This is a genomic window from Dietzia sp. MNB45, assembly GCF_051994785.1.
GTDB lineage: Bacteria > Actinomycetota > Actinomycetes > Mycobacteriales > Mycobacteriaceae > Dietzia > Dietzia kunjamensis.
This window is the reverse complement of sequence record NZ_CP163397.1, coordinates 2,289,308-2,302,963: the sequence shown is the minus strand read 5'-3', so window position 1 is coordinate 2,302,963 and position 13,656 is coordinate 2,289,308. Positions and strand designations below refer to the sequence as shown.

Below are 13,656 nucleotides of genomic sequence, written 5' to 3'. Positions count from 1 at the left end.
CGCCGGATTCTGCTCTCTGATCACACCGCAATCCCAGAGGACGACCGTGACGTCTGAAGTCTCCGCCACCCCCCATTCCGCAGAAGCGGCCCGGGCCCCGCAGGCCTCCCCGCCGATGCCCGCCGCCACCGTGCGGCTCATCGCTCTGCTCGTCGGCGCCGCGTTCGTGGTGATCCTCAACGAGACCATCATGTCCGTTGCACTGCCCGAGCTCATGGGCGAGTTCGCGGTCACCGCCGCCACCGCGCAGTGGCTGACCACCGCGTTCATGCTCACGATGGCCGTGGTCATCCCGTTCACCGGGTGGCTGCTCGTGCGCCTGCCGCTGCGGTCCGTGTTCGTCATCGCGATGAGCACGTTCACCGCGGGCACCCTGCTGGCGTCGCTGGCCATGGTGTTCCCCATGCTCGTCGCCGGCCGGGTCGTCCAGGCGGTCGGCACCGCCATCATGATTCCGCTGCTCATGACCACCGTGCTCAACGTGGTTCCCGCCGACCGTCGCGGCCGCACCATGGGCGTCATCTCCATCGTGATCGCCGTCGCCCCGGCCATCGGCCCCACCGTGGGTGGCCTGGTGCTGGACGTGCTCAGCTGGCGCTGGATGTTCTGGTCCGTGCTGCCCATCGGTGTGCTGGCACTCGTGGCCGGAGCGGTGCTGATCCGCAACGTCACCGAGCCCCGGCGCATCCCGCTCGACATCCTCTCCGGCGTCCTCTCGGCGATCGGCTTCGCCGGCCTCATCTTCGGCCTCAGCTCCATCGGCGAGGCCGCGAGCGACAACGCCCTCATCTCGCCATGGATCCCCGTGGCGATCGGTGTGGTCGCCCTGGCCGTGTTCGTCTGGCGCCAGCTCTCGCTCAAGGACTACGCGCTGCTCGACGTGCGGGCGTTCGCGTTCCCGACCTTCACCGTGAGCCTGGCCCTCATGCTCATCTCGATGATGTCGCTGTTCGGCACCCTCATCCTGCTGCCGCTCTACATGCAGCAGGTCGTGGGCACCAGCACCCTGAACTCCGGGCTGGCACTGCTGCCCGGCGGCCTGATCATGGGCGTGCTCGGCTGGTTCGTCGGCCGCGCGTTCGACCGGATCGGCCCCCGGCCGCTCATCATCCCCGGCTCCATCCTCGCGTCCGCCGGCCTGTGGGGGATGTACACGTTCTTCTCCGCGGACAGCTCGCTGGTCACGGTCGTCGTCTGGCACATCGTGCTCAGCGTGGGCCTGGCGTTCCTGTTCTCGCCGCTCATGACCTCCGCGCTCGGCTCGCTGCCGCCGCACCTGTACTCGCACGGCTCGGCGCTGCTCAACACCCTGCAGCAGGTCGCCGCCGCCGCGGGCACGGCCCTGTTCATCACCGTCATGACGCTGGGCATCGTCTCCGGCGCCGAGTCCGGACTCGGCGACGTCGCCGCGCAGATGACCGGCGTCCACAACGCGCTGCTGCTGGGCGCGTGCATCTCGCTCATCACCGTCGTCGGCGTGTGGTTCGTCCGCAACAGCGCGCAGACCGAGGGGCCGGCGGCGCGGGCGTCCGACGAGGTGGCGGCGGAGGCGTAGGCGCGACCCCCCTGCTCTGCGGCGTCCATCGCGCCCCCTTCTCGACCTGCCGCCCGCGTGTATGCCTCTCCGAGGGGCACGGGTCGGCCAGACTGGGGTCCGACGTTCAGTTCCGGGGGATCGGCGACCGACGGAGGCGAGTGCCATGACGCAGCAGGGCGGCCGGGATGACGACGGAGGCGTGGATTCGACCCGGGAGGCGTCGACCGGCGGCCCCACGCCGCCCCCGGTGTCGCGAAGGCGCATCGGCTTCGGCCTCCTGGGTGCCCTCGCCGGCGCGGTCGTTGTAGCGCTCCTCGTCCTGGGAGGTGTCGCCGCCCTCGGTGGTCACGACGATCCCGCCAAATCCGCCGAGCCCACCGCGTCCGTAGAGCCCACCGCGTCCGCCTCGGACCGGGCAGGGGGAGAGGCGGCGGACCCGCCGCCCCAGCCGTCGGAGGCGGAAGAGATGACCGCGCCGGCGCCGGGGGAGTCGAGCCCCGAGCAGGCCGGTCGCCCCGTCACCTCGGAGGCGCCCCGCCCCTGGTCGGCGTCCGAGGCAGCCCCGGACGGTGGTACCTACGCCGGGGTCGTGACCCAGCGCGGGTCCCAGCGACCCGACACGGACTACTCGGTGATCATGACCTTCACCTCGGCGGGGTCGTACGTCGGCTATTCGACGCTCGGGTGCACCGGCACGCTCCGCCCGACCGGGGACGTCGACGGCGCCCGCGTCTACCAGGAGACGATCACCTCGGGGCCCTGCGACCAGGGCGGAACCTGGTACGTGACCCGCCAGGACGCGACCACCGTCACCGCCGTGCGCCGCCCCGCGGCCGGCGACGATGTGGTGGAGGGGCAGCTCACTCGGTGAGCCGGGCACGGCCGTCGAGCGTGCCGACCACCGACGACGGCCTTCCCTCGGACGTACGATCGCCGCCACAGTACCGACCGCGAAGAGTTCACGACGTGAAGCTGTCCATCGTCGACCTGGGCACGGTCGCGCCCGGCACCACCGAGAAGGACGCGCTCGCCGACAGTCTGGAAGCCGCACGGCAGGCCGAAACGGCGGGATACCACCGGATCTGGTTTGCCGAACACCACCTGAGTCGCTCGGGTGCCTCGCACCATCCGGAGCTGCTCATCGCCGCGGCGTCGGCCGTCACCTCCCGGATCCGGCTGGGATCCGGGGCGGTGCTGATGAACCACTACAGCCCGTTCAAGGTCGCCGAGATGTTCAAGCAGCTGGAGGCGATGGCGCCCGGCCGCATCGACCTCGGCATGGGTCGAGCCACCGCGGGTCCGGTGCTGGACGCCGCGCTCCAGCAGAACCGCCAGCACCCGGCACAGGCCGATCACCAGCAGCAGATCCTGGAAACCCTGGCCTGGCTCTACGAGAGCTTCCCCGCGGACCACCCGTTCGCCGAGCACCCGCTCATGACAACCGTCCCCGACATCCCGCAGACCTGGCTGCTGGGCTCCAGCCCCAACGGCTCGAACCTCGCGGCGGGGCTCGGGATCGGCTACACCTTCGCCGGTTTCATCAACCCCGCCGGCGCCGCGCCGGCGCTGCGCCACTACCGCGAGACCTTCACGCCGCAGGGCTTCGGGCTCGAGTCGCCGAGGGCGATCCTCGCCGTCAACGTGGCGGTGGGCGAGACGACCGCCGACGGACTGCACCTGGCGGGTTCGCCCAGGGGCTTCTACGCACGCCTGGGCAGGGCCGGCCGCAAGGCAGGGTCGGTCATGGTGCCCACCCCGGACGAGGCCGCCGCCGAGATGTCCCCGGCGGAGACGGACGAACCGGTCACCATCACCGACGGCCGCTGGCCCCGGTTCGTGGCGGGCGGCCCGGCCGACGTCCGCGCCACCCTGGAGCAGATGATCGCCGAGAGCGGGGCCGACGAGGTCATGATCCAGGACCTTATCGCCGACCCCGCCGACCGCCGGCGCTCACGCGAACTCCTCGCCCGAGAGTTCGGCCTGGCCACGCCGTGAGCTCTACCCTCAGGGCATGAAGGTCGATCTGACGGTCCTGGCCATCCCGGCGTTCGTCGGGGCGATGGCGGCCGAATACGCGTTGCAGAAGCGCAACCCGGCCGTCGGGGAGCGGGCGGGGGACTACGAGTTCGCCGACACGATGGCGAGCCTCTCGATGGGCGTGGGGAGTCTGCTCGCCCCCTACATCTCCGCCACGGTGCTCTCGCCGCTCACCCCGCGGACAGGCCGATGCGCGAAAGCCGTGATGGGCCTGTCCCTCGGGGCGGCGGCCGTGGCCACCGCCGGAGACGTCCTCCGACGCCATCGCGGGTCGGGTCTGGGTGAGGCGGGGTCGTTGTCGTCGTCGTCCTCCGGCCCCGGTCCCGACGCAGACGGTGACACCGGCGCGGCGGTCCCGCCCGCCCTGCGTCGGATCACCGGCGGCTCGGCGGTCACCGCGGTGGCCTCCACCGTGGTGATGGTCTCCACGCTGTGGAGCGCGCAGACCGCGAGTTCGCGGCTCTTCCGGACGTCCCCGCTTGACCTGGGGTCCGGGCCGCTGGCGTACGCGGTAGCCATCGGAGGCTGGGACTTCATCTACTACCTCAACCACCGCCTCGCCCACGAGTCGCGCTGGCTCTGGGCCATGCACGTCGTGCATCACTCGAGCGAGCGCTACAACCTGTCGACGGCGCTGCGCCAGCCCGTCGCCGAGGCGCTGACGATCTACGTGCCGTACGGGTTGCTCTCGCTGCTCGGGGTGCGGCCGGCGATCGTCATGGACGCCCGCGCGATCAACCTCATCTACCAGTTCTGGGTCCACACCGAGGCGGTGCGGTCGATCGGGCCGCTGGAGAAGGTGCTCAACTCGCCCTCGCACCACCGCGTGCACCACGGCAGCAACCGGCGGTACCTCGACCGCAACCACGGCAGCATCCTCATCATCTGGGACCGGCTGTTCGGTACCTACGAACCCGAGCGCGAGGACGTGGTCTACGGGCTGACCAGCAACATCAACACGTTCAACCCGCTGCGAATCGCCACGCATGAATGGGTCGCGATCGGGCACGATATCTTTCGCGCGCAGACCTGGCGCGACCGGGCGGGGTACCTGGTGCGCGGGCCGGGGTGGGCCGGGGCGCGGAGGGCGTAGGGCCGCCGGTGATGTCGGGGACGGCTCGGCGGGGTCCGCATGCAACGTCTCCCCTGCGGGCAAGTAGTGATATCTCGTCGTACCGCTCCCGTAGCATCTCGCGGGTAACGACGGACGGGGAGCAACACGGTGACTGATTACGCTGGCCGACGAAGTGTCGACGGTGATGTAGGACTCGATCTCTACATCGAAGACGGTGAGGTCGTCATAGCGGGCCCCACGGAAGCGGCCCTGGCCTACGTGGAGCAGCTGAGGGGCGCCGGCGCCCAGGTGTCGACCTCGATGCTCAGCGGACGACGGGCTGCAGACGCGGCGGCCGCACTTGCCGTCGCCGACGGAGTCCGGCGGGCCGCGCAGGGCGGCGTCTACATGCAGGTCGCCAAAGAGAGCCTGCCGCACCTCGCCCGTGAAGGGCTCATCCCGGCCAAGAACGGTGCTCATACGTACCTCGGTATGACGAGGTCGGGATCGAAGATCGCGCACCACGTCCGATTCACCGGCAAGCCGGTGAATCCCGCCCAGTTGGTGAACGTGCAGATGCTCGCCGTGCAGTTCGCCCTCCGCATGGCCATCGCGGAGGTCGTGAGCGCCGTCAAGCGCGTGGAGGGCAAAGTTGATGCTCTTCTCAAGCTCGCGCGAGCCGACCAGGTCGGCAACGTGTTGGGGCTGCACGAGATGCTCACGCACTACTGCCACCTACTCGACGAATCGGGAGTCGTGACGACCTCCGATTGGAATGCTGTCGCTGCGGTCGGTTCCCAGTTGTCGGTGACGATGAACCAGCTACGTAAGCACGTGTCCAACGCGTTAGCCGAAGTCGTTGTCTCCGCGCCGATCAATCAGCGCGCCGACGCGGTCAGCGCCCTGGTGAACTCGCATCGTATCGACGAGACGTTGAACCTCCTCGTAGTGGTTGAAGACGCGATGTTCAAGTTCCAGCAGTTGCGCGTGGCGCACGTCCAGCGGACGGAGCCGGAGTTCCTGGAGTCCACGGTCCTCTCCGCGCGGCAGATCTTGGCAGACTCCGCCCGGCTCGACGAAGAGCTCTACACCTCCGTGAACGCCACCCTGAGCGCGGCGTCAGTCGTCCGGCCGCTCGAGATCCACCGGGTGATCTCCACGAACAAGCTCGAGGAGTCAGCAGAGGTCCTGAAGAACGCCCTCGACGAATTCTCGCGGGCTCGTCAGCTGCAGGCCGTGGGATGGCACGACGCCGAGCGGCCGACGCTGGGGGACGCCGCCGGGGAGCTGGGCAAGCGGATTCAGGCGACCGCGCAGAGAATCGATGCGGCCGGAGACCGGGCGGTCGATAGCAGTTTCTCTCGTCTCGGTGCACTGGGTCGCGCGCTTCAGAGCGCCGCGGATCGCAGGCTCGACACAGGGGGGTCGGCCGAGTCCGAGGGCGGTCCTGATTCTATTGAGACCCAGGTGAAGGTGGACACCCCGAAAGAGATGTCCGAACCGGCCTCAAGCGCTCACTACCCCGGAGGCAATCCGCTCCGAGGAAACTGACGACGGAGCATGCGTTCCGTGACGAGCTCAAGCCGGCTGGAGACGGTGCGCTGAGCTGAGCGGACCAGGCGACTCAGACGAGTCGGCGACCGACCATCCCGGCGGCATCGTCGAGCACCGCCCGGAACAGGGCGTCGTCGCGCAGTTCGAACCAACCCAGCGCCGCCCCGAACATCAGCGTCATCGCCTGCTCGGCCACCAGCACCACGTCGGCGTCCCACCGCAGGCCCGCACGCTCGGCCAGGCTGCTGAGCAGGGTCACGATGATCCGTCGGTACTCCTGGTGGGACTGCGCGGCGAGAGCCCGCAGCTGCTCGTCGCGGGCCGCCATCAGAGACAACTCGAAGTAGGCGATCTCCGTCTTCGGATCGGCGAGGACGGAATCCGCGTAGGCCGCGAAGAGCTCGGCCACGGCGGCGGTCACGTCGTCGGGTCCGTGTACCGGCCGGTCCTGCTGCGTCTGCACCAGGTCCGACAGGTGCGTCAGGTCCAGACGCAGCACCGAACGCATCAGCTCGTCCTTGGAGGAGAACGCGTAGTGGACGGACCCGTGGGGCACCCCGGCCTCCTTCGCCAGGGCTCGAGTCGTGAGCGCCCACGCCCCGTCCCGCGCCATCACCGTCACCGCGGTCTCGGTGAGTTCCCGGCGGCGCTGTTCGATCGGGACCTGTGCTCGGCGAGAGTCAGCCACGGTTCACCTCCGACGCAGCGGAGTCCGCTCGCGCGGCCGGTGGCACGTATGGAAGGTTCGCCTCCGGCTCTCGCGCGGACGTGGCTGCTGCGGCGTCGTGCGCCTCTACCGGCGCCACCCCGGCCACCCCGGCCGCCCCGGCCGCACCGGCTGCTCCGGCCGCCCCGACCGCTCCGGCCTCTCGCGACTCCGAACGCAGGCCGCGCCAGGCCAGCGCCAGGGTGATCGCCGCCGTTCCGATGCCGATCGCGGCCACGAGATCCATGCCCGCCAGGAAGGCGGAATCGGCGATCTCCAGAAGACGAGCGCCGCCGCCGCCGGGCAACGTTTCCGCGACCTCGTGGGCGCCCGCCAGGGTCTGGGAGGCGGCGTTCGCCGAGTCGGCGTCCATGCCGGGCAGGGTAGCGGTCTCGACCACGCGGCTCGAGTACACGGCCATCCCCGCGGTGCCGAGTACGGCGGTGCCCATCGCGCCGCCGAATTCGTAGCCGGTCTCGGAGATCGCCGCGGCGGCGCCGGCGCGGTCACTCGGGGCGGCAGTGAGGATGACGTCGTTCGTGAGGGTCTCGGCCAGGCCCACGCCGATGCCGAACAGGACCGACAGGAGCGTGAAGAGGAGTATCGTCTCGGCGGTGTCCAACCGGGTGCCGATGACGAACCCGACGATCACGAGGGACAGGCCCGTCATGATCACGGTGCGCACCGAGACCGTCCGCGCCAGGGCCGGGGCCAGCAGGGTTCCGACGACGGCGGCCACCGCGAGCGGCAGCATCCAGAGACCGGCCTCGGCCGAGCCCATGCCGCGCACGAGCATGAGGTATTGCGGGAGGAAGAACATCAGCCCCATGAACGCGAACACCGAGATCACGTTGATCGACACCGCCGAGGAGAACGCGAAGTTCCCGAACAGGGTCACGTCGATCATGGGGTTCTCGCGGCGGCGCTGACGGGTCACGAACCAGACCAGCGCGGCAGCGCCGAGAACGAAGGCGACGAGCACCGCCCCGTCGACTCCCTTCACGCCGGTCTTGAGGGCGTAGACCAGGGAGATCATGCCGGCGATCGAGAGGATGACGGAGGTCGGGTCGAACGGGCCCGGGTTGGGGTCCTTCGCCTCGGGGAGCAGGAACGGGGCGGTCAGGAGGAACAGCGCGATGACCGGGACGTTCAGGAGGAAGACCGAGCCCCACCAGAAATTCTCCAGCAGCAGCCCGCCGACCACGGGGCCCAGTGCGGCGCCGCCGGAGAACGCGGTGGCCCATACGGCGATGGCGGTGCGTCGCTCGGTGCGGTCCGGGAAGATCGCGCGGATCAGGCCGAGAGTGGAGGGCATGAGGGTCGCGCCGCCGATGCCGAGCAGCGCACGGCCGACGATCAGCATCTCTGGACTGGTGGAGAACGCGGCGACGAGGGAGGCGACGCCGAACAGGGGTGCGCCGATCATGAGGATCCGTTTGCGGCCGATCCGGTCTCCGAGGGAGCCCGTGAAGATCAGCAGGCCCGCGAGCAGGAACGAGTAGAGGTCGATGACCCAGAGCAGCTGGTTCGAGGTCGGCTGCAGGTCGGCGGACAGCGCGGGCACGGCGATGCCGAGCACTGACATGTCGATCGAGATCAGCAGAACGGGAAGGACGAGGACGAGCAGGGCCGTCCAGCGGCGTGCGGGGGACACGGGTGCCTCTCCAGGGCGGTCGGACTGCGGGCGGTGTGCACGCAGCGAAGCCGGGGGGATCTGCACCCGGCGAGGATCATCCTGACACGAGGTTGGCCACCTGGCCAACCTCTCTTGGCCAGGTGGCCAGAAGTGTGGGGAATGCCACCGTCGGGAGCGCGCGCTTAGCGCACTCGGGTCATTCCGCTGCCGTCCGCGTGGGTGCTTCCTAGGGTGCACTCATGAGCGGACGCGCGCGATGGGCAGGACATCCGACGATCGTCCGGAGGGCGGTTCCGCTGCTGCTGGCGCTCGTCCTCGCCGTGGCGGTGGCCCCGCAGCTGCAGCCGAGCGCAGCGGCCCAACCTGGCGGGCTACTGGCCGCGCCGGGCTCCGGGTTTCACTGGGGCGTCGCCACGTCGGGCTTCCAGGTGGAGGGATCGAATCCGGACTCCAACTGGAAGCGGTATGTCGACGCGACCGCGCCGACGGGTCAGGCCGACCCGGTGGGTGACGCGGTGGACTTCTGGAACCGCTATGAGCAGGACATCGCCAACGCCGCGGCGATGGGCGTGAACACCTTCCGGCTGAGCGTGGAGTGGGCGCGGATCGAACCCGCGCCGGGGGAGTACGACGACGAGGCCCTCAGACACTACGACCGGATCATCGACACGGTCCGCCGACATGGCATGACCCCCATGATCACGATGGTGCACTTCGTCTACCCCGGGTGGTTGGCCGACCGGGGCGGGATGCTCGCGGATGACGCAGTGGAGTCGTTCGGCCGCTTCGCCGACCTCATCACCGGCCGGTGGGCCGGCGACGGCACCATGTGGGTGACGTTCAACGAACCCCTGGTGTTCTTCAAGCACGAGATGACCATCGGCCGGGTGCAGGTCACGGACTTCTCCCGCTTCCTCGACACCATCGAAGCCGCCCACCGGCTCGGCTACGCGGCCGCCCACCGGGCCGACCCGGACGCGATGGTCACCATGAACGAGGCCTACCTGCCGCTGGCAACCGAGTTCACCGACACGCTGATCGGGGACCGGGTGGCCGACGTCGTGGACTACGTGGGCATCGACTACTACTACGGTGTCGCGCTGAACAACCTCACCGCCATCAACGCGGCGTGGGACGACTTCGCGGCCGTGCGGCCACAGCCGGAGGGGATTTACGAGGCGATCACGCACTACGCCCACGCCTACCCGGGAAAACCGATCTACATCGTGGAGAACGGGATGCCGACTCTCAACGGTGGGCGCGCAGACGGGATCGAGCGGGGCGACTTCCTGCGCGACACGGTCTTCTGGCTGCAGCGGGCCGTGGCGGACGGCTACCCCGTGATCGGCTACAACCACTGGTCACTGGTCGACAACTACGAATGGGGCGACTACTCGGCGCGGTTCGGGCTGTATCGGGTGGACGTGCTCACCGACCCGACGCTGACACGCCAACCCACGTCGGGCGTCGACGCCTACCGCGAGATCATCGCGGGAGGGGGAGTGCCCGACGGATACCGTCCGGTGCTGCCGTCTGCGTGGTGCTCGCTGGCCGCGATCCCGGACAGCTGCATCGGGCCGGTGTCGGCAGACGGACCCTTGACGACGCTGGCAGGGCGATAACAGGATCGACCTCACACGCGATTTCCCTAGTGGACCCGCCCGTTGACCACGAGAGGACCGATGAGATGTTTCCCGCCGGCTCGATCGAGAACCCGCTGCGTTTTCTGTTCGGCCCCTGGCCGGATGAGCCCGCGTGCCTCGCTCTCACACCGGAGTGCATGGGCCTGATCCCGTACCTCGCGGCCCGTTTCGGTATGGCGAGCTGACGAGCCCAGACTGACGGCCCCCGGCCGACGACTCCCGATAGTCCCTGTCCGAAACGCCCCGATCCGCCCGCCGGATTTTCTTCTGCGCGCGGGGGCCGCAGCGTGGATCGACATCCGAGGGGCGGATCGAATGCAGGTCGAAATCCGAGGGGCGGATCGAATGCGGATCGAAATCCGCCAGGCTCGACGGCGGCGGCGGCCGAGACTACCTGCTGAACATCTTCGCGAAGAAGCCGTCCTTGACCGCGGGGACGTCCGACTCGTGGCCCGGGCAGCGGTCGGCCTTGGGCACACCGGCCATCACCTGGTCGACGTGCATTCCGCATCCGGCCCAGGTGGTCTTGCCGCACTTCTTGCAGGTGGCGGGACGGCACATGATGAGACTCCTCAGGGGGTGGGGTTGTCGTCGGCGTGGATCGCGCCGACCGCCGGCCGATGATCCGACTGGCTGATGCCCCGAGATTACATACCCCTAGGGGTATCGGTCAACCCTGCCGGTTCGGCACGCCCTGCACCTGTGGCGTGGGCGGGGTGGTCGACCTCGTCGTCGTCGTTCTCGTCGGGCTCACCCCCGCCGGCGTCCAGCCCGGCTCACCAGTCGCCGCGGGTCAAGCCGTCGCCCCATTCCCGCGCGCGCTCCAGTTCGCCGGGTAGAAGCGGGCCCTCGTAGCCGTCCACGTAGAAGGTCTCGGGATCCGTCACGGGGTGGCAGCCGAGCTTGCGCAGCTTCTTGGCGGCCTTTTTGCCTGCATGGCCGGGGAGGTCGGGGTGGCGGACGTGGGTGTCGAAGGTGGCCACCGCGAGGGAGGCGGGCCCGGCGGCGTCGAGCCACTCGCGCACTCCCGACGGGATCAGCTCGCCGCCGCGGGTGTGGGCGTCCTCGCGGGTGCCGTCGCGGGGTAGCCCGAACGCGTGGGTCGGCGCGCCCATCACGAGCAGGTCCACCCGGAGTTCGGCGAGCGGTGGCGCCTCGTGGGCGGCCAGCACCTCGGCGGTCAGGTGAGGGGACAGGCCGTCGCTGATCGCCTCGGCGACGAGCCTGGTGTTCCCCCACGCGGATTCGTACACGACGAGTGCGTTCATGGTCGGCCCTTTCCGCAGGTCCTGCCCTCAGTCTGCGCCTCCGGACCGCCCCGCACAGCGGCTCGTCAGGATCCGCTCATTGACAAGTGTCCCGCCTGATGTCACTGTATTAAGCACCTAATACAGCAATACGGAAGCGGGGCGGCGATGCAGTTCGACAACTCGTCCCCGATCTGGGTGCAGCTCGTCGGGGAGTTCTCGCGACGCATCGTGACCGGGGAGTGGGCGGCGGGGGAGAAGATGCCCGGCGTCCGGGAGTTGGCGGCCGATCTCGGCGTCAACCCCAACACCGCCCAGCGGGCCCTCGCGGAACTGGAACGGCTCGAACTGTGCCGGTCCGAGCGGGCCACCGGGCGGTTCGTCACGCAGGACGAAGAACGGATAGACGAGGTCCGCGCCGACCTCGCCACCGACGCCGCCGACGCCTTCATCCGGCGCGTCCGCGGCCTGGGAATGGCGCACGACAAAGCCCGAACGCTGCTCGATCACAGATGGGACACCCATGAACACACCACTACCGATGAGCACGACGGAGGTGCCTGACATGAGCGCCACCGACCACGCCGCCACCGCGAGCCCCGCCACTACACTCGTCGAGGCCACTGGTCTCCGCATGACGTACGGCGCCACCACCGCTCTCGACGGCCTGGACCTGACCCTGACCCCGGGGCAGATCGTGGGCCTGCTGGGCGAGAACGGCTGCGGGAAGACCACGCTGCTCAAGATCCTCGCCGGCGTCCTGGCCGGGTACTCCGGCGATGTGCGGATCGCCGGTCACGTCCCCGGCCCGGAATCCAAGGCCCTCGTGTCCTACCTGCCCGACACGAGCTTCCTCCCCGACGCCGCGCGGGTGAGCTACTGCCTCGAGCTGTACACGGACTTCTTCGCCGATTTCCAGCCCGAGAAGGCGCGCGACCTCATCGGCTTCTTCGGCCTGAGCGAGTCCGCGCGGCTCAAGCAGATGTCCAAGGGCATGCGCGAGAAGGTCCAGATCGCACTGGCCATGTCCCGCGACGCGCGCGTGTTCCTCCTCGACGAGCCCATCTCGGGCGTCGACCCGGCCGCGCGTCAGGTGATCCTCGACGGGATCGTGCGCAACCTCTCCGAGGACTCGCTCCTGCTCATCACCACCCACCTCGTCCACGACCTCGAGCCGATCCTCGACGCCGCCGTCATGATGCGCCACGGCCGCGTCCTGCTCTCCGGCGACGCCGACGATCTCCGCGGCAGCCGCGGCGCCAGCCTCGATCAGATCTTCAGGGAGACCTACCGATGAGAGCGACGACGACAACACTCCTCAAGCACGAGTGGCTGCGCACGCGCGGTCCGCTCGCGACCCTCTTCGGGTTGATCGCGCTGGTCGGCGTGCTGGGCAGCCTGCTCGGTGCCTCGGGATGGCCGCTCCTGTCCGAGCTCGGGCTGGCCGCGGGCATGCTCGCCGCGGTCGTGGCGGTCCCGGCCGTCCAGTTGGCCCTCGCCGCCGACTACTGGCGCTCCGGTTACGGCCGGACGGGCTACTTCACGCACTCGATCCCGGTCCGCGGGGCCCGCATCTTCCGGGCCAAGCTGGCGTGGGCGATGCTCGCCTCGCTGGCGGCGATCGTCCTGACCGTCGTGCTCGCGCTGCTCGCGTGGTGGGCGAACTCGCAGCGGTCCGGGGGCACCGCGCCGTCGTGGTCGACGCTGACCGAGGCGTGGTCCACGGTCACCGCCGTGACCCCGGGGTGGATGATCGCCGCCGGGTTGGCACTGGTGCTGGCCTGGTTCCTCGTCTGGCCGGTGTACTACTACTTCGCCGTCTCGGTGGGGCACGAGCGGCGACTGGCCGGACTCGGTGCCGGCGGGCCCGTGGTGGTGTTCGTCGCGGTCTACATCGCCAGCCAGGTCCTTGCCCTGCTCGGCATGCTCGTGATCCCGTTCGGGGTGGGGGAGGCAGAGGGCGAGACCCTGGGCCTCGTCCGGTTCGACCTTGTCGGCGAGCTCGCCGCGGGGCACACGACCAGCGAGGTCATGCCGGTCGGGTTCGTGGTCTCCCTGGTCGCGGTGGCGGCGTTCTGCCTCTGGCGCACCGCGCGATCGTGGAACCACAAGGTGGCGCTGGGGTAGTGGACCCTGCGCGGGGCCGACCCCGGTCTGGATGAGGATTTCTTTGGCGGGCGGCGCGCGGTGGAGTAGTGTTCACATCCTCACCGCGCGTCGTCCGTTGGCCGCCGCGGGCCCC

The 13,656-nt window shown here is 69.6% G+C and carries 14 protein-coding genes; 10 read left to right on the top strand and 4 right to left on the bottom strand.

What is annotated here, in order from left to right; translation table 11 throughout:
* Window positions 1–46 precede the first annotated feature (46 nt).
* The 5 genes from AB5G72_RS11025 (at window position 47) to AB5G72_RS11005 (ending at window position 6,179) form a co-directional block, all read left to right on the top strand.
* Complete coding sequence (locus AB5G72_RS11025) at window positions 47–1,555, top strand: MDR family MFS transporter (protein WP_440219877.1); 1,509 nt, start codon at window positions 47–49, stop codon at window positions 1,553–1,555.
* 145 nt (window positions 1,556–1,700) lie between these two features.
* Complete coding sequence (locus AB5G72_RS11020) at window positions 1,701–2,408, top strand: hypothetical protein (RefSeq protein WP_440219876.1); 708 nt, start codon at window positions 1,701–1,703, stop codon at window positions 2,406–2,408.
* Window positions 2,409–2,503: 95 nt separating this feature from the next.
* On the top strand, window positions 2,504–3,532 hold the full coding sequence (locus tag AB5G72_RS11015) for an MsnO8 family LLM class oxidoreductase (RefSeq protein WP_440219875.1): 1,029 nt from the start codon (window positions 2,504–2,506) through the stop codon (window positions 3,530–3,532).
* Window positions 3,533–3,548: 16 nt separating this feature from the next.
* Window positions 3,549–4,667 (top strand): sterol desaturase family protein, encoded by a 1,119-nt coding sequence (locus AB5G72_RS11010; RefSeq protein WP_440219874.1) that lies wholly within the window; start codon window positions 3,549–3,551, stop codon window positions 4,665–4,667.
* Window positions 4,668–4,937: 270 nt separating this feature from the next.
* Complete coding sequence (locus AB5G72_RS11005; RefSeq protein WP_440219873.1) at window positions 4,938–6,179, top strand: hypothetical protein; 1,242 nt, start codon at window positions 4,938–4,940, stop codon at window positions 6,177–6,179.
* Between the two features lie 73 nt (window positions 6,180–6,252).
* On the opposite strand, the gene AB5G72_RS11000 is transcribed toward AB5G72_RS11005, so the two are convergent.
* Together AB5G72_RS11000 and AB5G72_RS10995 are read right to left on the bottom strand one after the other, a co-directional pair.
* Complete coding sequence (locus tag AB5G72_RS11000; RefSeq protein WP_132063382.1) at window positions 6,253–6,870, bottom strand: TetR/AcrR family transcriptional regulator; 618 nt, start codon at window positions 6,868–6,870, stop codon at window positions 6,253–6,255.
* Complete coding sequence (locus AB5G72_RS10995; RefSeq protein WP_440219872.1) at window positions 6,863–8,542, bottom strand: MFS transporter; 1,680 nt, start codon at window positions 8,540–8,542, stop codon at window positions 6,863–6,865. Before AB5G72_RS10995 ends, AB5G72_RS11000 begins: the two co-directional genes overlap by 8 nt.
* Before the next feature lie 221 nt (window positions 8,543–8,763).
* On the opposite strand from AB5G72_RS10995, the gene AB5G72_RS10990 reads away from it, so the two are divergent.
* Entirely contained in the window at window positions 8,764–10,146 is a 1,383-nt protein-coding gene (locus tag AB5G72_RS10990) for a family 1 glycosylhydrolase (RefSeq protein ID WP_440219871.1), read from the top strand.
* 65 nt (window positions 10,147–10,211) lie between these two features.
* Window positions 10,212–10,352 carry a hypothetical protein gene (locus tag AB5G72_RS10985; RefSeq protein WP_440219870.1) on the top strand — a complete coding sequence of 47 codons (141 nt, stop codon included), beginning with the start codon at window positions 10,212–10,214 and terminating at the stop codon, window positions 10,350–10,352.
* 205 nt (window positions 10,353–10,557) lie between these two features.
* Here AB5G72_RS10985 and AB5G72_RS10980 read toward each other — a convergent pair whose 3' ends face one another.
* Both AB5G72_RS10980 and AB5G72_RS10975 read right to left on the bottom strand, forming a co-directional pair.
* Window positions 10,558–10,728 carry a hypothetical protein gene (locus AB5G72_RS10980; protein WP_096905156.1) on the bottom strand — a complete coding sequence of 57 codons (171 nt, stop codon included), beginning with the start codon at window positions 10,726–10,728 and terminating at the stop codon, window positions 10,558–10,560.
* A gap of 215 nt (window positions 10,729–10,943) precedes the next feature.
* Window positions 10,944–11,435: a flavodoxin family protein gene (locus AB5G72_RS10975; protein WP_440219869.1), complete on the bottom strand. Its 492-nt coding sequence runs from the start codon at window positions 11,433–11,435 to the stop codon at window positions 10,944–10,946.
* A gap of 147 nt (window positions 11,436–11,582) precedes the next feature.
* Here AB5G72_RS10975 and AB5G72_RS10970 point away from each other — a divergent pair, with 147 nt between their 5' ends.
* The 3 genes from AB5G72_RS10970 to AB5G72_RS10960 are packed head-to-tail and all read left to right on the top strand — an operon-like array spanning window position 11,583 to window position 13,541.
* Window positions 11,583–11,978, top strand: a complete 396-nt coding sequence (locus AB5G72_RS10970) for a GntR family transcriptional regulator (RefSeq protein WP_069390092.1) — start codon at window positions 11,583–11,585, stop codon at window positions 11,976–11,978.
* Window position 11,979: 1 nt separating this feature from the next.
* On the top strand, window positions 11,980–12,711 hold the full coding sequence (locus tag AB5G72_RS10965) for an ABC transporter ATP-binding protein (protein ID WP_440219868.1): 732 nt from the start codon (window positions 11,980–11,982) through the stop codon (window positions 12,709–12,711).
* Window positions 12,708–13,541, top strand: coding sequence for a hypothetical protein (locus AB5G72_RS10960; RefSeq protein WP_268099796.1), 834 nt, complete (start codon window positions 12,708–12,710; stop codon window positions 13,539–13,541). Before AB5G72_RS10965 ends, AB5G72_RS10960 begins: the two co-directional genes overlap by 4 nt.
* Window positions 13,542–13,656 lie beyond the last annotated feature (115 nt).